The sequence below is a fragment of the Bradyrhizobium sp. SZCCHNR1051 genome (genome assembly GCF_032489615.1).
GTDB lineage: Bacteria > Pseudomonadota > Alphaproteobacteria > Rhizobiales > Xanthobacteraceae > Bradyrhizobium.
This window is the reverse complement of record NZ_JAUEYJ010000026.1, coordinates 114,133-138,290: the sequence shown is the minus strand read 5'-3', so window position 1 is coordinate 138,290 and position 24,158 is coordinate 114,133. Positions and strand designations below refer to the sequence as shown.

Annotated in this window: 24 protein-coding genes; 12 read left to right on the top strand and 12 right to left on the bottom strand. The window is 65.3% G+C overall.

Annotated elements, in window-relative coordinates; translation table 11 throughout:
* On the top strand, nucleotides 1-1,224 hold a 1,224-nt coding region (locus tag QW868_RS28495), incomplete at its 5' end, for a DUF2130 domain-containing protein (RefSeq protein WP_316232068.1).
* Nucleotides 1,225-1,441: 217 nt separating this feature from the next.
* Here QW868_RS28495 and QW868_RS28490 read toward each other — a convergent pair.
* Nucleotides 1,442-2,628, bottom strand: a protein-coding gene (locus QW868_RS28490; protein WP_409998461.1) for an IS3 family transposase whose coding sequence is annotated in 2 segments (ribosomal slippage) — nucleotides 1,442-2,367 and nucleotides 2,367-2,628 — 1,188 coding nt in all. Because the reading frame shifts where the segments join, the coding sequence is not laid out codon by codon here.
* A gap of 443 nt (nucleotides 2,629-3,071) precedes the next feature.
* On the opposite strand from QW868_RS28490, the gene QW868_RS28485 reads away from it, so the two are divergent.
* From QW868_RS28485 to QW868_RS28470, 4 genes are all read left to right on the top strand, one after another.
* On the top strand, nucleotides 3,072-3,566 hold the full coding sequence (locus tag QW868_RS28485; protein WP_316176810.1) for a MarR family winged helix-turn-helix transcriptional regulator: 495 nt from the start codon (nucleotides 3,072-3,074) through the stop codon (nucleotides 3,564-3,566).
* Nucleotides 3,567-3,627: 61 nt separating this feature from the next.
* Complete coding sequence (locus QW868_RS28480) at nucleotides 3,628-5,301, top strand: FAD-dependent oxidoreductase (RefSeq protein WP_316232067.1); 1,674 nt, start codon at nucleotides 3,628-3,630, stop codon at nucleotides 5,299-5,301.
* A gap of 255 nt (nucleotides 5,302-5,556) precedes the next feature.
* Complete coding sequence (locus tag QW868_RS28475) at nucleotides 5,557-5,829, top strand: hypothetical protein (protein WP_315740183.1); 273 nt, start codon at nucleotides 5,557-5,559, stop codon at nucleotides 5,827-5,829.
* Nucleotides 5,830-5,883: 54 nt separating this feature from the next.
* Nucleotides 5,884-6,378 (top strand): GNAT family N-acetyltransferase, encoded by a 495-nt coding sequence (locus tag QW868_RS28470; protein ID WP_316176808.1) that lies wholly within the window; start codon nucleotides 5,884-5,886, stop codon nucleotides 6,376-6,378.
* An 81-nt stretch (nucleotides 6,379-6,459) separates the two neighbouring features.
* On the opposite strand, the gene QW868_RS28465 is transcribed toward QW868_RS28470, so the two are convergent.
* Complete coding sequence (locus tag QW868_RS28465; RefSeq protein ID WP_315796882.1) at nucleotides 6,460-7,350, bottom strand: hypothetical protein; 891 nt, start codon at nucleotides 7,348-7,350, stop codon at nucleotides 6,460-6,462.
* 385 nt (nucleotides 7,351-7,735) lie between these two features.
* The gene (locus QW868_RS28460; protein WP_315773929.1) at nucleotides 7,736-7,981 is read right to left on the bottom strand and encodes a DUF3551 domain-containing protein; all 246 of its coding nucleotides are present in this window, start codon (nucleotides 7,979-7,981) and stop codon (nucleotides 7,736-7,738) included.
* A 362-nt stretch (nucleotides 7,982-8,343) separates the two neighbouring features.
* On the opposite strand from QW868_RS28460, the gene QW868_RS28455 reads away from it, so the two are divergent.
* The 3 genes from QW868_RS28455 to QW868_RS28445 all read left to right on the top strand — a co-directional run bounded on the left by QW868_RS28455 (nucleotide 8,344) and on the right by QW868_RS28445 (nucleotide 12,093).
* Nucleotides 8,344-9,360, top strand: coding sequence for a YihY/virulence factor BrkB family protein (locus QW868_RS28455; protein WP_315740174.1), 1,017 nt, complete (start codon nucleotides 8,344-8,346; stop codon nucleotides 9,358-9,360).
* Nucleotides 9,361-10,044: 684 nt separating this feature from the next.
* Nucleotides 10,045-11,730: a PAS domain-containing methyl-accepting chemotaxis protein gene (locus tag QW868_RS28450; protein ID WP_316232066.1), complete on the top strand. Its 1,686-nt coding sequence runs from the start codon at nucleotides 10,045-10,047 to the stop codon at nucleotides 11,728-11,730.
* Nucleotides 11,731-11,838: 108 nt separating this feature from the next.
* Nucleotides 11,839-12,093: a hypothetical protein gene (locus QW868_RS28445; protein WP_315782471.1), complete on the top strand. Its 255-nt coding sequence runs from the start codon at nucleotides 11,839-11,841 to the stop codon at nucleotides 12,091-12,093.
* A gap of 34 nt (nucleotides 12,094-12,127) precedes the next feature.
* Here QW868_RS28445 and QW868_RS28440 read toward each other — a convergent pair whose 3' ends face one another.
* The 3 genes from QW868_RS28440 to QW868_RS28430 all read right to left on the bottom strand — a co-directional run bounded on the left by QW868_RS28440 (nucleotide 12,128) and on the right by QW868_RS28430 (nucleotide 14,486).
* Nucleotides 12,128-12,892: a serine O-acetyltransferase gene (locus QW868_RS28440; RefSeq protein ID WP_315782473.1), complete on the bottom strand. Its 765-nt coding sequence runs from the start codon at nucleotides 12,890-12,892 to the stop codon at nucleotides 12,128-12,130.
* Between the two features lie 134 nt (nucleotides 12,893-13,026).
* Nucleotides 13,027-13,653, bottom strand: coding sequence for a LysE family translocator (locus tag QW868_RS28435; RefSeq protein ID WP_316232065.1), 627 nt, complete (start codon nucleotides 13,651-13,653; stop codon nucleotides 13,027-13,029).
* A 200-nt stretch (nucleotides 13,654-13,853) separates the two neighbouring features.
* Nucleotides 13,854-14,486, bottom strand: a complete 633-nt coding sequence (locus tag QW868_RS28430; RefSeq protein WP_316232064.1) for a LysE family translocator — start codon at nucleotides 14,484-14,486, stop codon at nucleotides 13,854-13,856.
* Nucleotides 14,487-14,804: 318 nt separating this feature from the next.
* Between QW868_RS28430 and QW868_RS28425 the strand changes: the two genes are divergently transcribed.
* From QW868_RS28425 to QW868_RS28415, 3 genes are all read left to right on the top strand, one after another.
* On the top strand, nucleotides 14,805-15,239 hold the full coding sequence (locus QW868_RS28425; protein ID WP_316232063.1) for a GNAT family N-acetyltransferase: 435 nt from the start codon (nucleotides 14,805-14,807) through the stop codon (nucleotides 15,237-15,239).
* A gap of 828 nt (nucleotides 15,240-16,067) precedes the next feature.
* Nucleotides 16,068-17,612, top strand: a complete 1,545-nt coding sequence (locus QW868_RS28420; protein ID WP_316232062.1) for an aldehyde dehydrogenase family protein — start codon at nucleotides 16,068-16,070, stop codon at nucleotides 17,610-17,612.
* 76 nt (nucleotides 17,613-17,688) lie between these two features.
* Entirely contained in the window at nucleotides 17,689-17,886 is a 198-nt protein-coding gene (locus tag QW868_RS28415) for a DUF3606 domain-containing protein (protein ID WP_316232061.1), read from the top strand.
* Nucleotides 17,887-17,888: 2 nt separating this feature from the next.
* On the opposite strand, the gene QW868_RS28410 is transcribed toward QW868_RS28415, so the two are convergent.
* Nucleotides 17,889-18,089, bottom strand: coding sequence for a hypothetical protein (locus QW868_RS28410; RefSeq protein ID WP_315740927.1), 201 nt, complete (start codon nucleotides 18,087-18,089; stop codon nucleotides 17,889-17,891).
* Between the two features lie 59 nt (nucleotides 18,090-18,148).
* The gene (locus tag QW868_RS28405) at nucleotides 18,149-18,442 is read right to left on the bottom strand and encodes a hypothetical protein (protein WP_315782478.1); all 294 of its coding nucleotides are present in this window, start codon (nucleotides 18,440-18,442) and stop codon (nucleotides 18,149-18,151) included.
* 170 nt (nucleotides 18,443-18,612) lie between these two features.
* On the opposite strand from QW868_RS28405, the gene pncA reads away from it, so the two are divergent.
* Nucleotides 18,613-19,248 carry a bifunctional nicotinamidase/pyrazinamidase gene (pncA, locus tag QW868_RS28400; protein WP_316232073.1) on the top strand — a complete coding sequence of 212 codons (636 nt, stop codon included), beginning with the start codon at nucleotides 18,613-18,615 and terminating at the stop codon, nucleotides 19,246-19,248.
* Nucleotides 19,249-19,258: 10 nt separating this feature from the next.
* Here pncA and QW868_RS28395 read toward each other — a convergent pair whose 3' ends face one another.
* The 4 genes from QW868_RS28395 to QW868_RS28380 form a co-directional block, all read right to left on the bottom strand.
* Nucleotides 19,259-20,812 carry a hydantoinase/oxoprolinase family protein gene (locus QW868_RS28395; RefSeq protein ID WP_316232060.1) on the bottom strand — a complete coding sequence of 518 codons (1,554 nt, stop codon included), beginning with the start codon at nucleotides 20,810-20,812 and terminating at the stop codon, nucleotides 19,259-19,261.
* A 2-nt stretch (nucleotides 20,813-20,814) separates the two neighbouring features.
* On the bottom strand, nucleotides 20,815-21,903 hold the full coding sequence (locus QW868_RS28390; RefSeq protein ID WP_410051337.1) for a DUF917 domain-containing protein: 1,089 nt from the start codon (nucleotides 21,901-21,903) through the stop codon (nucleotides 20,815-20,817).
* Between the two features lie 93 nt (nucleotides 21,904-21,996).
* On the bottom strand, nucleotides 21,997-23,085 hold the full coding sequence (locus QW868_RS28385; RefSeq protein WP_316232058.1) for an ABC transporter ATP-binding protein: 1,089 nt from the start codon (nucleotides 23,083-23,085) through the stop codon (nucleotides 21,997-21,999).
* Complete coding sequence (locus QW868_RS28380; protein ID WP_316232057.1) at nucleotides 23,082-24,146, bottom strand: extracellular solute-binding protein; 1,065 nt, start codon at nucleotides 24,144-24,146, stop codon at nucleotides 23,082-23,084. Before QW868_RS28380 ends, QW868_RS28385 begins: the two co-directional genes overlap by 4 nt.
* Between the last annotated feature and the right edge of the window lie 12 nt (nucleotides 24,147-24,158).

Here is a 24,158-nt window from a genome sequence, read left to right as displayed (position 1 = left end):
GAAGAAACAAAGAATGCTGTTCAGCTTGCCGAGATCAAGATTGCTGCCGACAAAGACGTCGTTATTCAGGAGCTCAAGGCCAAACTCGATGCAGGTGAGATAGAGCGCAAGCTTGCAGTAACCGAAGCGCTGAAGAAAGTGGAGAAGCAGCGCGACGAGCTCGCCAGCGAACTGGAAAAAACAAAGAATGCTGGTCAACTTGCCGAGACCAAGATTGCTGCCGATAAGGATGTCGCTATTCAGGAGCTCAAGGCGAAACTCGATGCAGGCGAGATGGAGCGCAAGCTTGCAATAACCGAGGCGGTCATCGCAGCCGAGAAAGAGCGAGACCAATACAAAAGCAATCTCGATCAGTTGGCGCTGGAGAAGCAGCTCGCTGAAAAATCATTAAAAGATAAGTACGAGACGCAGATCAAGGATCGCGACGAGGCGATTGAGCGACTTCGCGATCTTAAGGCTAGATTATCTACCAAGATGGTTGGCGAGACTCTCGAACAGCACTGCGAGACCGAGTTTAACCGCATCAGGGCAACTGCTTTCCCGAGGGCTTATTTCGAAAAAGACAATGATGCCCGGAGCGGCAGCAAAGGGGATTACATATTCCGTGACCTCGATGAGGGGGGCACCGAAATTGTATCAATCATGTTTGAGATGAAGAACGAGAGCGATCGTACTTCAACCAAGAGCAAGAATGAGGACTTCCTAAAGGAGCTAGACAGGGATCGAACTACAAAAGCGTGCGAGTATGCGGTCTTGGTGTCTCTGCTGGAGCCAGACAGCGAGCTGTATAACACTGGCATCGTTGATATGGCCCATCGGTACCCGAAAATGTACGTCGTTCGGCCGCAGTTCTTTCTTCCGATCATCACGGTACTGCGCAACGCAGCCATGAATGCGCTGAAGTACAAGTCGGAGCTCGCACTTGTTAAGGCGCAGAATATTGACATCACAAACTTCGAAACAGAGCTCGATTCGTTCAAAGCCGCGTTTGGGAAAAACTACGAGCTTGCCTCGAGACGTTTTCAGACCGCCATCGAGGAAATCGACAAGTCGATCGATCACTTGCAGAAGACCAAAGAGGCTCTGCTAGGGACGGATCGCAACCTTCGCCTAGCAAATGACAAGGCCCAAGACGTCACGATCAAAAGGCTCACGAGAGGAAACCCAACAATGGCGGCTAAGTTCACTGAGCTAAAGAGGGGTGGAGATTCTAGCTCGCAATGAACGGCCCGCGCGCTTCCGTTCCTAGGCGGTTTACACTTTAGCGAACACCGCTCCGCCGCATTCTTGATATGGGTCTCTACATTTGAAAGCGAGGGATTTGACGTTCGGCGCGGCGGGAGATTGGCCTTCTGAATCATCCGATAACCTATTGAAACTCCTAGGGCTAAACTCCGCGCCATATTCAGAATTGGCGTTGATTTGACCTGCCACCGAAGTTTCATCCAGTAGCATTTAGAGTCCTGATGGGTTGTACGCCGAGTGGCGCGGGTGGAGCAACGGGCGATTGGCGGAGCTGGTCGGGGTTGCGCAGCCGATCGCCCGTTGCGGTGAGGTTGGCGGCATAGGCCAGGGGGGTCTGGTATCTCAGCGAGGAGTGCGGCCGCTCGTTGTTGTAGTCGGTGACCCAAGCGGCGAGCCTGCGCCTGGTGTCGTCGAGGCCGAAGAACAGCGTCTCGTTCAAGAACTCGTCGCGCATCCGGCCGTTGAAGCTCTCGACGAAGGCGTTCTGGAGCGGCTTGCCCGGCGCGATGAAGTGCCAGTCGATCGCGTTATCCTTGCACCAAGCCAGCACTGCGTTGCTGGTGAACTCGGTGCCGTTGTCCGAGACGATCGAGCCAGGTTTGCCGCGCCGGGCGATGATCGAGGTCAGCTCCCGCGCCACCCGCCGCCCCGAGAGCGAAGTGTCGGCAATTGCTCCCACGCATTCCTTGGTGACGTCATCGACGATGTTGAGGATGCGGAAGCGCCGCCCGCCTGCGAACTGATCTGACACGAAGTCCAGCGACCAGCGCGCATTCGGCTTCGCTTCCACCAGGATCGGCACGCGGACGCCACAGGCCTTGCGGCGGGTGCGGCGCTTGCGCACCGCAAGCCCTTCCTCCCGGTAGAGCCGGTGGATGCGATTGATCCCGGACGACTCGCCTTCGCGCCGCAAGAGAATGAACAGCCGTCGATAGCCGAAGCGCCGCCGCTCGCTGGCGAGCTCACGCAAGCGGCTCCGAAGCTCGGTGTCTGATGGCCGGCGGGACCGGTAGCGGACCATCGTCCGGTCCGCCCCGACGATCGAACAGGCCCGCCGTTCCGACAGGCCGAGCTTGGCCTGCAGGTGCGCCGCCGCGGCGCGTTTGGCGGCAGGCCCTACCATTTTTTTGAGAGCAGCTCCCGCATCGCCGCCGCATCGAGCATCTGCTCGGCCAGCAGCTTCTTCAGCTTGGCGTTCTCATCCTCGAGCGCCTTCAGACGCTTGGCTTCGGAGACGTCCATGCCGCCGAATTTAGCCTTCCAATTGTAGAACGTCGCTTCCGATATCCCGTGCTTGCGAGCCAGATCCGCCGTCTTTGCGCCGGCCTCATGCTCCTTCACAACCGCGATGATCTGCTCTTCCGTGAACCGCTTCCGCTTCATCTGTCCGTCCTTCGTCAGGTCGGACTCTAAATCGTTCTGGAGGAGATTCTTAAGGGCAGGTCAGATTTTACAGCGGACACCCGCAGCTTTTGATTCCGCTGCTCCAGAGTGCGGGGAGAACCCGGAATTATTCTCGGCTTACCGAACCCTGCCGGCCAGGAGGCAATACGGACACTTTCTGAGTCGTTCTCGGTCAGGAAGACCGCAACGAAATCGCAATGAATTGGGTGAAACGACCGTGAACAAAGCGGAATGGAAACAGCGGCCATACAAGAAAGATCAATAGCTTAGAAGATGCACACTGCGTTCGGGACGCAGGGGTCGCAGGTTCGAATCCTGCCGCTCCGACCATTTCTTGGCGTGACAACTCACGCTTTTCCCGATGTCACCTTGCGCCTGCTACCCTGGTCCAGCGTAGCTCGATGAAGCGAGGTGTTCCCGACATGACAGCGCGATCTCCACGCACGGCGCCGCTTGCGGGACGAACCGGAACGGCCTGGCGGCACGCCAATGTCGGCCGGTTGCTCAACAATGCGGTGCGCCGGTTCGAATCCCGGGTTCTCCAGCTGATGGCGGAGAGCGGTCACGGCGAAACGCGGATCGCTCATATCAGCCTCACGCGCAATCTCGACGTCGAGGGCACGCGGCTGACCGAGCTCGCGCGGCGGGCCTCGATGAGCAAGCAGGCGATGGGCGAACTGGTCGATCAATGCGCCGAGCTGGGGCTGGTGTCGCGCGAGGCCGATCCGAGCGACCGGCGCGCGCGCCTCGTCCGCTTCACGCCGGCCGGACTGAAATGGCTGGAGGCGTTTGGCGATGCCGTCGATGTGGCCGAAGCCGAGATGCGCAAGGAGCTCGGCAAGGCGGCGATGGACGCGATCCTGCAGGGATTGCAGGCCTACGGCGCCCGCTTCGATACGCTCAGCGACGCCAGATAGTCAGGTTGCTTGACTATTTTGCGGGGCGCGGTAGCCTTCCTCCATTGCGAGGAGAAGCGCCGTGATCGAACGTCTGAGCGCCTCGGTGCTGATCGTGGGCGGCGGGCCGTGCGGGCTGATGCTGGCCAACGAGCTTGGCCGCCGCGGCGTGTCCGCAATCCTGGTCGACGAGAAGCCGGGAACGGCCTTCAACCCGCAGGCCAACGCGACGCAGGCGCGGACGATGGAGCATTTCCGCCGGCTCGGCTTCGCCGACGAGGTCCGGCGCGCCGGCCTGCCCGCGGACTATCCGACTGACGTCGCCTATTTCACGCGCTACACGGCGCATGAGCTGGCACGTTTTCAATTGCCGTCCGCAGCACGCGCGACGGAACTGGTGAAGGGTCTGTCCGGCTCATGGAGCGCGGCCGAGCTGCCGCATCGGGTGTCGCAGAAGTTCGTCGAGGCGATCCTGCGTCGGCACGCAGCGCGGCTTGCAGGCATTCAGCTGCACTACGGGCATCGGTTGATCGGTTACGTCGCCGATGACGGCGGCATTGCCGCCGAAGTCGAGCGTGTCAGCGACGGTGCGCGCTGCGAGGTCGTGGCTGATTTCCTGATCGGCGCCGACGGTCCGCGCTCCCGGGTGCGACAATCGCTCGGAATCTCCTATGGCGGAACGACGGGAATAGAGCGCGATTTCATGGGCGGCCGCATGCTCGCGGTCTATCTGCGCTCGTCGGAGTTCTACGCCAGCGTCCCGCATGCGCGGGCCTGGATGTATGTCTGCTTCAACCGTGACCGTCGCGCCTTCATGGCCGCGGTGAACGGCCGCGACGAGTTTGCCTTCCACACCCAGCTGCGGCCGGGCGAGGACGAACGCGCGATCACTGCCGAGGACGCAAGGACAGCGTTCCAGCGTGCCTGCGGTGCGCCCATTCCCTGCGAGGTGCTGTCGCACCTCACCTGGACCGCGGGTCATGCGCTGGTCGCCGAGAGCATGCAGCGCGGCCGGGTCTTGCTTGGCGGTGATGCGGCGCATCTGTTCACGCCGACCGGCGGACTCGGCCACAACACCGCGATCGAGGACGCGGTCAATCTGGGCTGGAAGCTCGCGAGCGTCGTCAAGGGAACGAGCCCCGTCTCGCTGCTCGACAGCTACGAGGCCGAGCGCCGTCCGGTGGCGCTGCGCAACACCGACTACGCGCGCCGATTTGCGGATTCGCTCGGCCTGTTTGCCGCGGTGCCCGAGATCGAGGACGCGACAGCGGCCGGCGACGAGGCTCGGCGCATCGCCAGCGCCTATCTCGATCGGCATGCGCGCGCCGAGTTCAACATCCCCGGCATCACTTTCGGCGGCCGCTACGACGGCTCACCGATCATCGTCCCCGACGGCACTCGGCCGCCGCCGGATGCGGCCAACGTCTACGTGCCGAGCGCTTGTCCCGGCGGCCGCGCGCCGCATGCCTGGCTGGAGCAAGGTATCTCGCTGTACGACCGCTTCGGCTTCGAATGGACGCTGCTGCGCCGTGAGGGCAGCGACCTCGATGAGGATCAACTCCGTGAGGCCATGGGGCCGCTGCGTGCCGACGTCGAGATCGTCACCTTGCCGCTGGCCTTGCGCGATCTCTACGAGGCCGACCTCGCGTTGATCCGTCCCGATCAGATCGTGGCCTGGCGCGGGAGCGCTGCGCAGGCCGGCATGCTTGGCAGCGTGCTGGCTCGGGCACTCGGAGGGGATGCACGCACTCCCTGAGCTCTCGGTCGAGCGGGGCGAAATGGACCCGCGGCGGCGCGCCGCCGATCGGCTTCTACGCCCTCACGATCAGAACCTCTTGGACATCCGGCGCGTCATCGACACCAACGTCATCGGCAGGGTTGAGCTGAGGAGCACGTCGGCGCTGCGCGTTCGGCATTGGGGCGCCGTCTGCCCAAGCATTGCCCGACCTTCGTCCGGCTGCTAGCGTTCTCCCGTGAGGCACGGGCGAACGAAGCGACGATGACCGACGTGATGACCGAATCGGAAAAGGCGCAGCAGATCGTGGCTGCGCTGAGGGCGGCGGAGGCGAGCCCGCCGGAAGCGGCCCTGCAGACGTTGAACGGCCTGATGGGCCTGGTCCGCAGCCCGAGCGCGGAGCAGCCGCTCGAGGTGGAGGAGGCGCGCTCGGCGGCCTTCATGTCGATCTGTGAGGTCGGCAAGGCGCTGCATCGCGGGCAGCCGACGGAGGCGCTGTGGCCGGCAGCGCTGTCGGCCGGCGAGCGCTGGCTGGCGCTCGCCAAGTGAGCAACGACAAGTGAGCAAGGACGAGTGAGTGAGAACCAGCCCGGCGCGGGCCGCATGAGTTGGCGTGCAATGGCGCCAGGCGATCTTGCTGATGTCGATGGGATCGCGGCCCGCCTGCACCCGAACTATCCCGAGGACAGGCGTGTTTTCGCGGAGCGCCTGCGTCTCCACCCCGATGGATGCCGCGTGCTGCTCGCGGCTGGCGCCGGGATCGCCGGCTATGTGCTCAGCCATCCCTGGCAGCTCGGCCGGCCGCCGGCCTTGAACGTGCTGATCGGAAGCATTCCGTCGCCCGCATCGACCTACTACATCCACGATCTCGCCTTGCTGCCCGAGGTCCGCGGCAGCGGCTCGGCGACAGTGATCGTTGAGGAGCTGATCCGACACGCGCGTGCGCTCGGCCTGACGTCGCTGTCGCTGATCGCCGTCAACGGCTCGACGCAATTCTGGGAGAGGCAAGGATTTGCAGTCGACAAGGCAGCCGCCGCCACCGATCCGACCGGCAGCTATGGCGGCGACGCGAACCTGATGATTCTGCGGCTCGCCTGAATTGCACGCTTCTTTCGCGGCGGCGGTGCCATGCGAAGCGGCCCGGCGATGGGCCGGGCCACTTGCGGTTCATGACGTGCTCTATTCCGGCATCGACATCGGCCGGCGCCACATGTCGCGCCGCCGGCTGAAGCGGTTGGCGTGCAGCATCCATCCGGTGACAGGCTTGCCGTCGCGGTGACGGCCACCGCTCTCCGCGGCCGCCCAGGCTGCGACGGCGCCGAGCAGCAGCGCGGTGGCAACCGAGAACGCCAGGATGACGGTGCCGGCGCGCGTGCGCGAGATCGCGCTCTTGGCTTGTGCGATCACGCTATCCACCCGCCGCTCGGCATCGGGAGCAGCGAGACCGGTCGTGCCGCTGACCATCTGCACGAGATAGCCGCGATCCTCCGGGCTGACGCCATTGTGGCTCGACGCCGTGAGCAGGATGCGTCCGGCTTCGCTACGCGCGGGTGCGAGATCCGGGCTGGGCGCCCGCCGCGGCGCGCGGAACAGATGGTCGAGCTCATAGCTCAGGACCGACGGCTCATTGGCCGTCGCCGGCGCAGTGAGCGGATTGGTCCGTGTCGCCGTGGACGCGCCGAGCACGGCCAGGGTGGCGCCGAGCACGACCGCCAGCGCCCAGGCTGCGACGCCGTGCAGACCGTCGCGCTTTTCGATCTCTTCGCTTTCGGCAAGCCCGTGCGGCGCGCGCAGGCGGCCCGCCATGTAGCCGCCGCAGCCGAAGCTGATCAGCGCCTGCAGCACCAGATACAGTCCTGACAGGAGCCAGAGCGCCACCGAGGCGTCGCGCCATGTCGGCGCAGTGGAGCTGACACCGAGGCCGACCGACATGGCAAAGCCGATCAGGATCGAAGAGACCGCAGCGGCGGTGATGGCTCCTGCAACGACCGGCGTCCATTGCAGGGTCCAGCTATCGGCCGTCGCGCTTGCAACGGGTGACGTGACGACCGGCGCGGTTTCCATGGCCATGATGCCGTCTCAGCGCAGGCCGAAGAACGACAGAACGGCCATGATGACCACGATCAACCCCACGAGATAAATCAGTCCGTCCATGATGGTCCTCCTCCGGTTCGACATTGGTCGCCGTATAAGCGACAGCGAGGCGCAATGTTCCGCGCACGGAGCGGCGGAGGAGGAGAGGACGCGCGGCTGCCGGCCTCAGATGGGAGTTGCCGCAACAGCTAACGGATCATGGTGCCATTGCGCGACGCAATAGAGCAGGGCCAGGGGGCGTGGCGGCCAGAGATGTCGCCGCCAGCCATGTTTCAATCGCAGCCAACTTCCGATCGCAGCCATGTCTCGATCGATGGCGCTGCCCGTCCACCGCGCGAGAGGCTGATGCAATGACCCGCGCTCAATAGCGTCGGTCGTAGCCGCGCTGCCGGGCATAGGCGTAGGTGGGGTTGATACCGCAGCCGGCATCGGTGCCGGAGGCCGCAGCCAGGCACTGGCGATAGGTGGAGAATTGGCAGTTGCCCGGATAGCCCCAGATCCTGCCTTGCAGGCAGTAGCGGTCCTGCGCGGCGGAGGCGGGCGAGATCGCGGCGAAGCCCGCGAGGACGGCGGTGGCAGACAGCGAAGCAAACAGCAGGCGGCGCATGCGTTTATCCTTGCGTTGAAAGGTACCGTTGCAACGCGACGGTGCGCAGGCCCGTTCCTCACGCGCAACATTAACTGTTGTGTCGGCGTCGCAGCTTCGCGTTCACCGACGAACGAAAATATCTGCATGTTGGCGCTTGCCCGAGTTGGCCTCTTGAAGATCTGAGGCAGCCCCACCGTCGCGGAGCTCGGCAACGCGCGTCATGGCGTGATGCCGGAACATTCGTCCACCGCCCCGGTTGCCTTTTTCGCCGCTAGTGATGGACCGATCCCATGTTTCGCCGATCCAGGACGTCAGACGCCGCCCATCGCGACTCCCCGAGCGTCTTCGCGAGCAGCCCGCGCCCACCTGGCACCGGCGGGATGCTGGCTCTGCTCGGGTTCGCGTTCCTGATCCACTATTTCGATCAGCGGCCCGAACAGGCCGGGCGCACGGGACGCGCGAGCAGGGTCGACGATGGACACGGCCGGTTGGCGCGTTCGCCCTCGGAGATTCCCGCGCGCAGCTGGAAGGACGTCTTGTTCCGGGTGTACGAGAACGTCACCGAGCACAGGATCGTTGCGCTCGCCGCAGGCATGACATTCTACACCCTGCTGGCGATCTTTCCGGCGCTGGCCGCGCTGGTGGCAATCTACGGCCTGTTTTCCGATCCGGCCAGGATCACCGGACATCTGGAGCAGTTGCAGGGCGTGATGCCGGGCGGCGCCATCGACATCGCGCGCGACCAGTTGACGCGCGTCTCCGCCAACGGCACTCAGGCGCTCGGCATCACTTTCCTGGTCAGCCTCGCGATCTCGCTATGGAGCGCCAATGCCGCGATGAAGTCGCTATTCGATACGCTCAACGTCGTCTATCGCGAGCCGGAGAGGCGTGGCTTCATCAAGCTGAACGCGATTTCGCTGCTGTTCACCGGAGGCGCGATCCTGTTCGCGCTGCTCGCGATCGGAGCCGTCGTCGTGCTCCCGGTGCTGCTGAACTATCTCGGCATGTCCGAGGCCGGCGACCTGGTGTTGCGGATCGGCCGCTGGCCGGTCATCTTCATCTGCGTCGCGCTCGGACTGGCTCTGATCTACCGCTACGGGCCGGACCGCGAGGAGCCCAGATGGCGCTGGATCAGCTGGGGCGGCGCGCTGGCAGCGGTGCTGTGGCTCGCAGGCTCGGCGCTGTTCTCCTGGTATGCGGCCAATTTCGGCAGCTTCAACGCGACCTACGGCTCGCTCGGCGCCGCCATCGGCTTCATGACCTGGATCTGGATCTCCGCCATCGTGATCCTGATCGGCGCCGAGCTCGATGCCGAATTGGAGCATCAGACTCTGCGTGACACCATCACCGGCGCCGCGGGACGTCCGCATCCTGTCGAAGCCGTATTGCATCGATGAGCCGGCGGCCGCGCTCGACGCGGTGAAGATGGAAAACGTCTGGTCGCAGGCGCACATCTCCTGAGGAATGCCTGATCGATGCAGGTTGGGTGGACGGAGCCAGTTGATCATCTATCATTTCAGGATGGCGCCGGGTGATCCGCGCCGCCGTCCGCCCGCTCGTGGCTGTGCGACCATATCGAGGGCGCCAACCAGCATCTCCGGCACCATGACGTCAGCCTGGTCGTCGACGCGGCGATATCTGCTGCACGTTCCAGGTCCGCTCCCGCGGCGGCGATCCGCTGATCGGCGCCTACAGCGATCCCGACCTGACGCGCCCAAGGGCCAACGAGATGGGCTGCGGCAATCTTTCCGACCGGGTGCGCCTGCAAAATGAATATGACGGGAGCGGCGGTCCGCCCTGTCAGTGCGGATCGCCGGATCCTTCCGCCCGCGATCTCTGGATGCAGCATCGTACGCTTCACCTTTGATGTTGGGGCGCCGCAGCGCAGCTTCCGCGCGGCGTCATTGTATGTCTGACATCATGCCACAACGGTAGAACTACGGAAAAACCGGATTTCTCAACGCGCTTTAACGAGAGTGGAACAAGTTGCATCAATCTTTGCGCAGACATGTCGTCGGTCGCATGGGCAACCGTCACCGTCGCCGATCACCTGCAAACGAACTCATCATCTGGAGGTTACCTTGTTGTTTCGATCGAATAGCCGCGCGGACGCCGAAGCGCAGCTTGCAGCAATCAGTCGTGCGATGGCCGTGATCGAATTCCAGCTCGATGGCACGATCATCACCGCCAACCAGAACTTCCTGAACGCGGTCGGCTATCAGTTGCAGGAAATCCAGGGTAGGAACCACAGCATGTTCGTGGATCCTTCCGAGCGCGACAGTGCCGCCTACCGCGAGTTCTGGGCCGCACTGCGCCAGGGTGAGTTCAAGGCTGCCGAGTTCAAGCGGATCGGCAAGGGCGGTCGCGAAGTCTGGATCGAGGCGTCCTATAATCCCGTCCTCGACAGCGCCGGCAAGCCGGTGAAGGTCGTCAAGTTCGCGACCGACGTCACCGAGAAGAAGCTGCGCAGCATGGCCGACGGCTCCAAGCTTGCCGCCATCGATCGCGCGCAGGCCATGATCGAGTTCAAGCTCGACGGCACCATCGTCAGTGCCAACAAGAATTTCCTCGATGCGCTGGGCTACCGCCTCGACGAGATCCAGGGCAAGCATCACAGCATGTTCGTCGAACCCGCGCTGCGCGACAGCCCGGCCTACCGCGAGTTCTGGGCTGCGCTCAATCGCGGCGAATACCAGGGCGGCGAATACAAGCGCATCGGCAAGGGCGGCAAGGAAGTTTGGATCCTCGCCACCTACAATCCGGTGCTCGATGCGACGGGCAGGCCGATCGGGGTCGTCAAGTTCGCGACCGATGTCACCGCGCAGAAGCTGAAGAACGTCGACCTCGCCGGGCAGATCGAGGCCATCGGCAAGTCCCAGGCGGTGATCGAGTTCAACATGGACGGCACGATCATCACCGCGAACGACAACTTCCTTCGCGCGCTCGGCTACACCCTGGCCGAGATCCAGGGCAAGCATCACAGCATGTTCGTCGAAGCGTCCGAGCGGGAGAGCGCTGCCTATCGCGATTTCTGGACGAGCCTGAACCGCGGCCAGTACCAGTCGGCCGAGTACAAGCGCATCGGCAAGGGCGGCAGGGAAGTCTATATCCAGGCCTCCTACAATCCGATCCTCGACCTCAACGGCAAGCCGTTCAAGGTGGTCAAATATGCGACCGACGTCACCCGGCAGGTCTTCGTTCGCATGGGCAACGAGCGCGTGCGGGCCATGATGGAATCGGTGGCGGCGGGCGCAGAGGAGCTCAACGCGTCCGTGCGCGAGATTTCCGAAGCGATGACGAAGTCGCGCGAGACCGCCATGGGCGCGGTGGACCGGGTCACCGCAGCCGACGCGCAGGCGCAGCGGCTCTCCGATGCCGCTCAGTCGATGAGCGGCATCGTCGAGATGATCCACAACATCACCGGCCAGATCAATCTGCTGGCGCTGAATGCCACCATCGAGTCCGCCAGGGCCGGCGAAGCGGGCAGGGGCTTTGCCGTCGTTGCATCCGAGGTCAAGAACCTGGCCACCCAGGCGAAGACCGCCACCGACAAGATCGCGACCGAGATCGACAGTCTCAACAATATCTCCGGGGGCGTCGTCACGTCTCTCGGCTCGATCAAGCAGGCGATCCAGAACGTCAGCGAGTATGTGACGTCGACGGCCGCCGCCGTCGAGGAGCAGAGCACCGTCACGAGCGAGATGTCGTCCAGCATGGCGCGTGCCGCGGCAGAAGCTCAGGCTCTGGCCGAGCGCGCCGCGGCTTGAGGCCGGATCGAAAAGCGCCGACGCGCGGTTGCAGGCGATGCCGCCGCCCGACGCGTCATGCGCCTGTCGCCCCTTTGCCGAATTCCACCACTCTCACCGGGGCGATCCGTGGCCGATATCCTCGCATTTCCCGCTCGGGCCTCGTTGCGGATCGTCGGCGCGAAGGCAGAACGGCTGCGCGATGCGGTGGCAACCAGCGAGGTCGGACGGCTGCGGTGCGAATTGGAGCTTTGGCGAAGCGCGGTCGACAATCTGGATCGGTGCATCAGGTCGGATCCGGCCCTCGCATCGCTTGCGGCCGAGTGCGACAAGATCCGCGACCTGATCTCCGTCACCGCGGGCAAGCTTGATACATTGCTGTAGAACCGGCCGCCCCAGGAGTCGCGAGGAGTCGTGGTCAGGTCGGGATCGGCTGCTCCGGGCAGTTCGTCAGGCGAGCCGGCGTGCCCACGGCGGTGCAGCCGGCCGGCACATCGGTGGTGACGACGGCACCGGCGCCGATCTTGGCGAAGTCGCCGACCGTGACGTCGCCCAGCACGGTCGCGCCCGAGGAGAGCAGCACGCCGCGGCCGATCCGCGGGGCGCGGCCGGGCAGCGCGTCGTGTCGTCCGATCGTAACGTTCTGCAGAATGGTGACGTCGTGGCCGATGCTGCTGTGGGCGCCAATGACGATGCCGGTGGCATGATCGAGAAACACCGCGGTCCCGAGCCGCGCCGAGGGATGGATGCTCACCTGCAGGGATGTTGACGAGTCCGCCTGCAGCAGTAGCGCCAGGTCGGGTTGCCCGTTGCTCCAGAGCCAGTGCGAGACGCGATAGGCCTGCAACGCGATGTAGCCTTTGTAGTTCAGCAGCGGCGGCAGCAGCGCTGTCGTCGCTGGATCCTGCGTCGCGATCGCGCCGAGGTCGCGACCCGCCGCCTCGACGAGCTCAGGCGCGGCGGCATACGCCTCGCGCGCGACCGCGGCAAATCGGGCGCGCGCGGCATCGCCGCTGCCGAGGCGGATGCCGATCTGCTGCGCGACGGCACTGCCGAGATCAGAATGGTCGAGGATTGCAGCCGACAGGGCGCGGCTGAACACGGGATCGGCCGCGGCGATGCGCCGGGCCTCGTGCTGGATCGACGGCCAGAGCTCGGGACTGGATGGGTGTGTGTCGGCCATGGCAAAGCCTGCTCGATAACAGGTGACGGCGGCAATATAGCCTGACCTGCGCGTTGCAGAAACCTGGACGACGCCTCGCGGGCGTTGTCAGCCGATGTGGCCGGCGACAATCCCTGCCGAAGGTCGCAGCCCGTTCAGTTCTGCGCCGTCCGCGCCGCCGCGGCGGCGACGCCCGCACCGATCAGAAGGGTGCCGCCCGCCTTGTTGAAGATGCTGATCACCTTCGCGCTCCCTACGAGCGCGCGGGCGCGCGAGGCGATCAGCGCATAGCCAACGGCATTGGCGAAGGCGAGCACGACGAAGGTCGATTCGAACACCACCATCTGCGTGAGGAAGCTGCCGTTCGGACTGAGGAACTGCGGCAGGAACGCGACGAAGAAGGTGATGCTCTTCGGGTTCAGCGCCGTGACGATCCAGGCGTGACCGAGCATCTTCAGCGCCGAGGTCCTGTCGGTCCGCGGCACGGCGTTCAGCGCGCCGCTGGCCTGCCACAGCTTGATCCCGAGCCAGACGAGATAGGCCGCGCCGATCCATTTCAGCACGGTGAACAGCAGCGCCGAGGTCGCCAGCAACGCACCGACGCCCAGCATGGACAAGGTCATGGCGGTGAAGTCGCCCAGCGCGACGCCGACGGCCGTCGGCAGCGCGGTTCGCCACCCCTGGGCCAGCGCATAGGAGACCACCAGCAGAACCGTCGGCCCCGGGATCACCAGGAGGATGATGGACGTCGCTGCAAACGCGAGCCAAGTCTCGATCGTCATGCTGACCCTCTCTTGTCGTCCCCATCATGAACGCATATCGCATACGGGTTCGTCGAGCCTGAAATCGTGTTCTCGTCCTCGGTTCTGTGCTGACCGGGCGTGACGGGTGTCAGGACCGCGACGGCGCCGGACTGCTCCGCAACACGATCGTCCGGGGCTGTCGGGTCCCCGCTTCAGCGAATGTTGCGGATGTCTGACGACTAGCGTTTCCCCTCGAACGCCAGCCGCAGGGCGAGCGCACCGAACACCGTTCCCAGCAGATATTGCGGCCAGCGGCCGAGGCGGCCACCTCTGAAGATGTTGGCGCCGACGCGGCTCGCGACAGCAATGACGGCTCCATTCACGACGAGGCCGATAGCGTTGAGCACGGTCGCGAGCGTCATGATCTGGAGCCCGACCGATCCGGCATCGGCCGTGACGAACTGGGGGAACAGCGCCAGAACGAACAGGGCCATTTTTGGATTGAGCAGGTTCGTCACCAGCCCTTGCCGGACAGCTGCCAAGGTCGAGCGCCGGTCGCTCTCGCCGGAGACCGGCGCGAGCGGACGATTCGAGCTCAAAGCCTGCCACGCCAGAAACAGGAGATAGGCGGCGCCCACGTAGCGAACCGCGTCATAGGCGACGGGGACCAGTAGAAACAGCCTGGAGAGGCCGAAGGCCGCAGCAAGCGCATGGCAATAGGTCCCAGCCTGAATTCCCATCAGCGTCGCAAACCCGACAGACCGCCCCTGCGCGATGCTGCGGCTGGCGATCAGGAGCATGTCAGGGCCCGGAGTGACGGTCAGCGCCAGACACGCGAGGGAAAACAGCGCGAGTGTGTGAAGATCGGGCATGTCCGGTTCGCTCCGAGTCGGGGATAGCGAAGCTTACATGCCTTCTCCGCGAAACTCGATGAAACTCGGGCCATCATATCTTCGGCGGTGAATACGGACATGTTGGAACGCACAACGCGTCGACCGTCAGTTCGGGAAAGGCATCGTTTTGGGAGTTTGGTGCAATTACAATAAATTCGGCTGGCAGCGCGCAGGCGCATCTGAGCTCGTGCGCTGCCGCCGAAACTACGAGGCGAGGTCGACAGTGCAATTGTTAGGGAAAGAGGGTTACCGCTTGCGTTCGATGGGATGCATCGGCTCCGGTCCGAGGAGACAGGATTGAGTACGATCTTCGAGGTCCAAGCAACAGACCTGCTCATGTCGGAGGTTTACGCCTTACGACGCCGTGTGTTCGTCGTCGAGCAAGGAGGCCCTGAGGAACTTGAAGTCGACGATGACGATAGGCGCGCCATCCATCTTGCCGCGCTTTCGGATGGCCTCGTCATAGGGACGCTACGCATCCTGCTTCATGACCGCGCTGCGAAAATCGGCAGGATGGCGGTATCGGTATCATCGCGAAAAAGGGGCGTTGGGAGGGAGTTGATGGAGTTTGCGGCTGCGACCGCATCTCGCCGCGGTGCAGACGAGATCGTTCTCGGGGCGCAAGTCACAACACGCGGATTCTATGAACGACTGGGGTACAGCGCGGAAGGATCAGCATTCGACGATGCGGGCATACCGCACGTGATGATGCGAAGGAAACTCCAGCGATGAGCCGTCGGTTGGCTGCGTGGTCTCTCCGAACGCATCGCCTGATGACGCGCGGGTGACGTCCGGCCCGTCGGCCCCGACGGCTGCTCCTGGCCGGTGCGGACCGTTCGAGCCGATACGGCGCCGCCATCAACGTCAGCACGGCGCCCAACATCGCCCGCGCTCACCGAAGATTTATCTTTCGCTTTTCCAGAAGATGTGCTCTACTGCGTCCATCCTGCTTCGCCACGAGGGGCGTATCGCGATCGTCACGACACGTGAGGCGGGGAGGCGATGGCCGCTTGTCTGCCGCAGCGTGCTTGCACGCGGACGAACGGCAACTGGCGGACGAGAAGTCGTGTGGTCCTGGCGCCGCGACGCTGGCGCTAAGCTTTCGGGCGATGATCCCGGGGGCGACGGTGGCTAAAGAGCCGCACACCGGGGAGATCACGATATAATCGTGAAGACCATCGCGCGGGGAATGCCGGGATGTCTCGGCTGAACCTGTGGTTCCTGCCGCCTGCATTTTTTTGAGCAGGCGGGCCATGGGGGCGGCCAGCTCCCGGCATTCCCTGCGCCCTCGTGTCTCGCGAGGGGTCGTCGATCCCATCAGCCCGGGCGCGTTGCGTCGCGGGATCTCGCCGATGCGCGCCAGAAGGCTCAGCCGGCGCGCGAGAAACAGAACGAGCGGGAGGACGCCTCCGTGCGCTGACGAGCGACCTGCCCAGTGGCCGTTTGCCCAGCGCCCGGGTGCTCGCGCCGCAGCCGGATTTGATCTACACGGGGGCGTTTATGATGGACCATTCATGACGTCTCGCGCGCACCGGTGCGGGGGACAATCCGGAGTTGCATATGTCGCCCAGCCAAGCATCGCCCCTGACCCTCGTTGCGGAAACGGCCGAGATCCTGACCTCGCTCGGCGTTGCGCCGGAGCGGTTGCGCGGTGGGACGCGCGCCGCGCGTTCGCCCGTGACCGGCGAGGTGTTGGCCCATGTGCACGACGACACCAGGGCGGATGCGACCGCGGTGATCGCGCGCGCCCATGCCGCGTTCTTGCAGTGGCGCCTCGTGCCCGCGCCGAAGCGTGGCGAGCTGGTGCGGCTGTTGGGCGAGGAGCTGCGCGCCCACAAGGCTGCGCTCGGTCGCCTGGTCTCGATCGAGGCCGGCAAGATCGTCTCCGAGGGGCTCGGCGAGGTCCAGGAGATGATCGATATCTGCGACTTCGCCGTCGGCCTGTCGCGCCAGCTCTATGGGCTGACCATCGCGACCGAGCGCGCCGAGCATCGCATGATGGAGACCTGGCATCCCCTCGGCGTCACCGGCGTGATCTCCGCCTTCAACTTCCCGGTGGCGGTGTGGGCCTGGAACGCGGCGATTGCGCTGGTGTGCGGCAACAGCGTCGTCTGGAAGCCGTCGGAGAAGACGCCGCTGACCGCGCTCGCGACCGACGCGCTGCTGGCGCGCGCGCTGCAACGTTATCGCCGCGAGGGCGGTGAGGCGCCGGAGGGGCTCGCCGGCCTGCTGCTCGGCGGCCGCACGGTCGGCGAGATGCTGGTCGACGATGCCAGGGTGCCGCTGGTGTCGGCGACCGGCTCGACCGCCATGGGCCGCGTCGTCGGCGCCTGCCTTGCCGGCCGCTTTGCCCGCGCCATCCTCGAGCTCGGCGGCAACAATGCCGCGATCGTCACGCCCACGGCCGACCTCGATCTCACCCTGCGCGCCGTGGCGTTCGCGGCGATGGGCACCGCGGGCCAGCGCTGCACCAGCCTGCGCCGCCTGTTCGTGCATGCAGACGTCTACGCCCAGCTCGTGCCACGGCTGAAGCAGGCCTACGCCTCGGTGGCGATCGGCAATCCGCTGGAGCAGGGCACCCTGATCGGCCCGCTGATCGATCGCGGCGCCTACGACGCCATGCAGGACGCGCTGAGCGCCGCGCGCGATCACGGCGGCCGTGTGTTCGGCGGCGAGCGCGTCGCCGGCTTCGAGCAGGCCTATTACGTCCGGCCGGCGCTGGTCGAGATCGAAGCGCAATCAGGCCCGGTGGAGCGCGAGACCTTTGCGCCGATCCTCTACGTGATGCCGTATCGTGATCTCGATGCCGCGATCGAGCTGCACAACGCCGTGCCGCAGGGCCTGTCGTCGTCGATCTTCACCAATGATCTGCGCGAGGCCGAATTGTTCGTGTCCTCGCGCGGCTCCGATTGCGGCATCGCCAACGTCAATATCGGTCCCTCGGGCGCCGAGATCGGCGGCGCGTTCGGCGGCGAGAAGGAGACCGGCGGCGGCCGCGAGTCCGGCTCGGATTCGTGGAAGGCCTATATGCGCCGGGCCACCAACACGGTGAACTACGGCCGCAGCCTGCCACTGGCGCAGGGCGTCAAGTTCGACGTCGGCTGATCGATGCGATGGGCCTTCCTCATCGGCGGAACCGCTTCGATGGGTCGCGCGTTGCGCGCTGAGAAGGAGATGCACCATGGCAGCGAAGAAGACATCCACCGCGAAGTCCGCGCGCGGACGCAAGCAGGATCGCGCCCGCGTCGCGGGTGGACAGGACTACGAAGTCCGCTACGAAGCCAAGAAAAGCGGCCGCTCGGCGTCCGCGGTGAAGAAGGCGGTCAAGAAGGTCGGCAACAGCCGCAAGAAAGTCGAGCGCAAGCTTACGCGCCAGTGACGTCAATGTTGCTTCGGCCGCTCCGGCGGCCGAAGCGATCCCCTCGCCCAGCGGAGCGCCTTGGGCGAGTGCAGCGGATCGGGCCCATCGCAGGTCGGGCAAGTAAGCTCGCGGCGCCCGCCCTTGCCCTCGCGCACCGCGAGCGCGCGACCGCAGGTCGGGCATGGCTTGCGCAGCAGCCACGGGACCGGATGATTCGGCATGATGGCGTCTCCCGCTGGAGGCCTCAGGCTAGGGCATCTTGGGGTAGCTGCGGAATCACTTATTTGAATCGCGGCGGATCTTCCGGCTCTCCGTGCCGTGAACAATCAGGGCAGGTGTCGCCGGTCGCGGCCAGGACGTCCTCGATCGCCGCGACCGCTTCCGAGCTACACAAGCCGCGTGGCGGATCGTCGCGTGCGATGCGAAGCGCAAGAGCCAGCGCATGCGGATCGCCGCGCTCGCGCATCCAGCCGTGCTGTTCGCATTCGACGATCGCGCCGGCCTCGCGCAGGGTGGCGACCGCCCAGCGCTCGAGACGCTGGCTCTTGGAATGGTGTGTGACGGCAGTCTGCATCGGCCATTCTCTCCCGCCGGGAGAATCCATGAATCGGCTGGCGTTTCCAGGCCCGGCCTGCAGGGCAGGGATTCCAAAATGGTGGGGCTGGCTTGCCGCGGATTGTTCGGCGGTCCGGCTTGAGATTGCCGCGGGCTGGGGCCATCCTTGATGGAGTACGCGTGAAACGGATGCAGACCGGAATGCAGATCAAGGCCAACGAGGATTTGCTGCTCATCATCGATGTGCAGAACGATTTTTGCCCCGGCGGCGCGCTCGCCGTGGCCGACGGCGATGCCGTGGTGCCGGTGATCAACCGGCTGAGCGGGATGTTCGATCACATCGTCCTCACCCAGGACTGGCACCCGGCGGGACACAGCTCGTTCGCCTCGAGCCACCCGGGAAAGGCGCCGTTCGAGTCCGTCACGATGCCCTACGGATCGCAGACCTTGTGGCCGGATCACTGCATCCAAGGCACGCCGGGCGCGGCCTTCCATGCCGATCTTGCGACCGACAAGGCGCAGCTCATCATCCGCAAGGGTTTTCGTGCCACGATCGATTCCTACTCGGCGTTCTTCGAGAACGACAAGACCACGCCCACCGGCCTCGCCGGCTATCTGCGCGAGCGCGGCCTGAAGCGGGTTTTTCTCGTCGGTCTCGCCACCGATTTCTGCGTGCACTATTCGGCGGTCGATGCGCGGCGGCTCGGCTTCGCGGCCATCGTCGTCGACAACGGCTGCCGGGGCATTGACCTCGGCGGCTCGATGGCGGCGGCCAAGGCGCAAGGCGCGGAGGCCGGGGTCGAGCGGATCGCCGAGCTGGCGTGATGACAGTGGACTACGCCGCTGCGCCGATGGTCGGCTCGGCGATGGCGCCGGCGACGCGAACACGGACGCGCAGCGCGTTGCCGGGGAGGTAGGCGATCGGCATGTCCTCGACATCGACCGTCTTGAGCGTGTCGCGGTCGGCGCCGGCCTGCACGGCGCGTGCCTCGGCGATGCCGCGCGCGGCGGCGATGGCCTCGTCGCGGGTGAGGTCGCGGAAGACCTGGTCGGCCTCGCCGGAGACCTGGGCGATGGCGGCGCCGACCGCATTGGCGCAGTCGCCATGGTCGACGCGGACGATGTTGGAGATGCCGGCGAGGCGCTCCGGCACCAGGAAGGCACCGCCGCCGACCGCGAGCAGCGGCACGTCGCCGGCCTCGGTCTTCATGCGGTCGATGTCGCCCTCGAGCTTGCGGTGGGCGTCGGCGAGCGCGGCGTCGATCAGGCCTTTCGGCAGATGCGCGACGCGCGATCTGTCGCCGATGTCGATCAGCCCCGCCGCGACCGCGATGTCGGTCGCGGTCAGACGGTCGCCGCCAAATACCAGCGCGTCGGATGTCAGCCGGTATCCGACGCTGAGCGGGCCGACGCGGACCGGATCCTGCTCGACATGGCTGCCGCCACCGAGCCCGATCGAGAGCAAATCGGGCATGCGAAACAGCGTGCGGACGCCGCCGACCTCGACGACGGCGTTGGCCTCGCGCGGAAAACCGTGGCGCAGCTGGCCGATGTCGCTGGTGGTGCCGCCGACGTCGACCACCATGGCGTCGTCGAGGCCGGAGAGATACGCGGCACCACGCATCGAGTTGGTGGCGCCGGAGGCGAAGCTCATGACCGGGAAGGCGGTCGCGATCTCCGCCTGCATCACGGTGCCGTCGTTCTGCGTCAGGAACAGCGGCGCATCGATGCCGGACTCCGCGATCGCCTTGCGGAAGGCGGCGACCGTCGTGACCGCGAGGTCGTGGAGCGCGGCATTGAGCAGGGCGGCGTTCTCGCGCTCCAGCAGTCCGATGCGGCCGAGGTCGTGCGACAGGGTGACGGCGACCTCGGGGCAGATCTCGGCGAGGATCTCGCGCGCAGTGTTTTCGCAGCTCGGGTCGAGCGGCGAGAACGACGAGGCGACCGCGACCGCGCGCAGGCCCTTGGCCTTGATCGCGTGCGCGGCGGCCCTTAGTCCGGCCGTGTCGAGCGGCATGAAGGGGCGGCCATCATAATCGTGGCCGCCTTCGAGCATGAAGGTCTCGGCGCTGACCAGCGCGGCGAGATCGGCCGGCCAGTCGCAGAACGGCGGCAGCGAGGCGGAGGCGGGCATCCCGATTCGGATGGCGCCGATCCTCTGCAGGTGCCGCCGTTGCACCACCGCATTGATGAAGTGCGTGGTGCCGATCACGACCGCATCGACCGGCACGGCCGCCGCGGGATTTTCTCGCAGCGCCCTGAGCGCGGCGAGAATGCCGGAGGTGACGTCGGCGGTGGTTGCGCTCTTGACGGAGTGGACGACCTCGTCGTCGGCAATCAGGACGGCGTCGGTGTTGGTGCCACCGACGTCAATGCCAATCCGCTTCATTCTCAGGGAGCTCCAGGGGTCGCAAACAGCGACCGGAAATCGAGGTCATAGCCGAAGGCGCGCGGGCCGACGAATTCGAGCCCGCGCGGGCTGGTCAGCACGGCCGGTGCGGGCAGCGCGATCACGGTGACGCGCTGGCCGTAGCGCACCGTCTCGGTGCCGATGCCGTGGCCGTTGACGCTGTCGAGCACGCAGATCAGGTCCGGCGCCATCGCGATGGCTTCGCCATCGCGCCAAGCCACGATCCATTCGTTCTGGAACGACAGCTTGAGCCGGGTGCCGCGATCGTCGTCGCTGCCCTCGATCACGGCGCTGCCGCGCAGAAATCCTTCGGTGGTGCGGCGCTCGACGTCGACGATCTTGCCATTGAAGAGCCGCTGGCCGCCCTCGCAATCCAGGATCGCCGCGATCGGATCGTGGTGGCTCCTGTTGGCGGCCTCGACCGCGCGGCCGATCGCAATCGCCTTGGTGGTGGTGAAATGGATGCCCCAGTCCTTGACCTCGCGGCCCGTGCGCGGCGCCTTGCTGGTCGAGGCGATCGAGCCCATCTCGACGCAGATCTTGCGGCTGGTGCGCTCCATCCACTTCCAGCTCGGCACCTTGGTCACGACGGCCTCGATGCCGCGCGGATCGTAGAGCGTGCAGGGATAGGGCTTGAGGTCGCCGATCGCGACCGACGTCATCTGCGCCTCGGGAAAGGCGCGGCCCATGCAGTCGGCGTCGACCACGGGGATGTTCAGATGCGCCGCCGCCATCAGCGCCTGCATGCCGTTGCCGCCGCCGATCTCGACCGACATCACGGCGCGAAATGTGATGCCGTTGATCTCCTCCTGCATGCGCACCGCACGCGCGATGCTGCGGCTGTCGGCCAGCCGTTCCTGCCCGACCAAGGGGGCGCCCATGTTGGAGACCACCGCGACCCAGTCGTCGTCTGCGAGGTCGAGCGGCGACATCATCTGCACGCGATGTCCCTCCGCATAGAGCCGGCGCAGGTTGAGCAGGCCGAGATAGGGACTGCCGCCGCCGCCGGTGCCGAGGATCCAGGCGCCGACCGCGAGCGACTCGATGTCGTCGAGGCTGATCGTCTCCATGCCGGCCGCGCTCACGGCACGAGCTCCTCGACGCTGCTCTGTGACTGCAGCGCACGGTACTGCTGCGGGAATAAGAATTTGACGCTCACAATATCAATCCTCGAGAATGACGAGATCGGCCGGACGCCAGTCGAGCGTGACCGTTTGACCCGGCGCGTGGAGCGGACCAGCCCCGGAATTCGGCTGTTGCGCCAGCACGTGCTGTCCGCTCTCCAGGGCGACGCGGTACAGCACCGCGCCGCCGAGGAAATTGGTGCTCTCGACGGTGCCGCGCGCGGACATGCCTGTCCGCTTGGCATCGGCCACCTCGGCTGGCGACACCGAGATCTTCTCCGGCCGCAGCGCGACCGACAGAACCTCGCCCTCGGCTGCTGCGACCGTGTCCGCCAGGGCCAGCACCAGACCGTTGCCGGCGGCTATGCCGACGCCATTGTCCAAGGTCACGCGCTGGCCGCGAAAAATGTTGGTGTCGCCGATGAAATCCGCGACGAAACGCGTTCGCGGCTGATCGTAGATCTCGATCGGGGTGCCGATCTGCTCGATGCGCCCGGCGTTCATGACCGCGATACGGTCCGACATGGCCAGCGCCTCTTCCTGGTCGTGGGTGACGAACACGAGGGTGAGGCCGAGCGTCTTCTGCAGCTGCTTGAGTTCGAACTGCATCTGCTGGCGCAGTTTCTTGTCGAGCGCGCCGAGCGGCTCGTCGCAGAGCAGCACGCGCGGCGAGATGACGATGGCGCGGGCGAGCGCGACGCGCTGCTGCTGTCCGCCGGACAGTTGCGCCGGCCTGCGGTTCTCCAGGCCTCCGAGTTCAACCATCGCCAGCGCTGCCTTCACCTTCGCGGCAATCGTCGCCTTGTCGATCTTGCGCATGCGCAGGCCGAAGGCGACGTTCTCGGCCACGGTCCGGTGCGGAAACAGGGCGTAGTTCTGGAACACCATCGCCATGTCGCGCTTGTGCGCCGGCACATGGGTAATGTCGGCGCCGTCGAGGCGGATCTCGCCAGCGCTTGGGCTGTCGAAGCCGGCGATCATGCGCAGGGTGGTGGTCTTGCCGCAGCCGGACGGGCCGAGCAGCGAAAAGAACTCGCCAGGCCTGATGTTCACGGCAACCGCATCGAGTGCGCGTACGCCGCCGTCATAGATCTTGCTGACCGCGGCGATCTCGATGGCAGCGCTCATGCGCGGAAGATCCGGTTGACCCGGCTGTCGATCTCGTCTTTTCGTGCATTGTACCACTTCCAGTCGACCTGGATCAGCTTGCTGACTTTCTCCGGCGTCGTCAGCAGCTTGGCGTCATACTTGGAGTCGAGCTTGACCTTCTTGTTGGCCGGCGAATACCAGACGGTCTCAGCGAGGCGCTTTTGGACCTCGGGGCGCAGCATGTAGTTGATATAGGCGTTGGCGAGCTCCTTCACCTTGCTGCCGGGCGTGATGCTCAGCACTTGCTCGAGCGACAGCACGCCCTCGTTCGGCGTGACGAAGTCGACCGGCTGGTTCTGACCGTCGTAACGATAGATGCCGGAATCATGCAGGAGGCCGAGGCCGACCTCACCGGACAGGATCAGCTTCTCCATCGCGCCGGTGAAGTCGACCAGCTTGATCGGCTTCAGCTTCTCCAGCGCTCCATAGGCGGCGTCGAGGTCGGTCTGGCCCTTGCCATACAGCGCGCCGCACATCATCACGAACGCCTGTCCCAGGCTATTGGCTGGGATCACATAGCCGCCGCGCGCGCCATTGAATTTCGCATCCCAGTAGTCTTTCCACGACGTGACGCTCCCATAGCCCTTGTCGGTGCGCATGCCGAGACCGATGGCGCTGGTGAAGATGCAGACGCCGACGATCTTGTCGCTGACGGCGTAAGGGTAGACGTCGGCAACGTTCGGAACCAGCTTGGGGTCGACCTTGGGCTCGACGAGACCCATCTCCACGGCCGCCCACTGCTCGTTGGAGTTGGTGTGCAGCACGTCGTAGACCGGGGCCGAGCGTGAGCTCGCCTGCAGTTTTGGCAGGAACGGCAGCGCGGTGTCGGTCTTGAGCTTGCACTTGAACTCGCTCTCGAAGGCCGGGCCGATCTCGGCCTTCATCACGTCACCCCATTTGCCACCCCAGCCGGTGACGTTGAGAACGGGCTCATCCGCACGCGCGACATAGGGAGCAGCGACAACGCCGGCGCCGAGCGACGCAGCCGCGGTCAGCAGGCGGCGGCGGCTCAGAGGAAAACGACGCGATGAGGCGGTCATGTCCGGGATCTC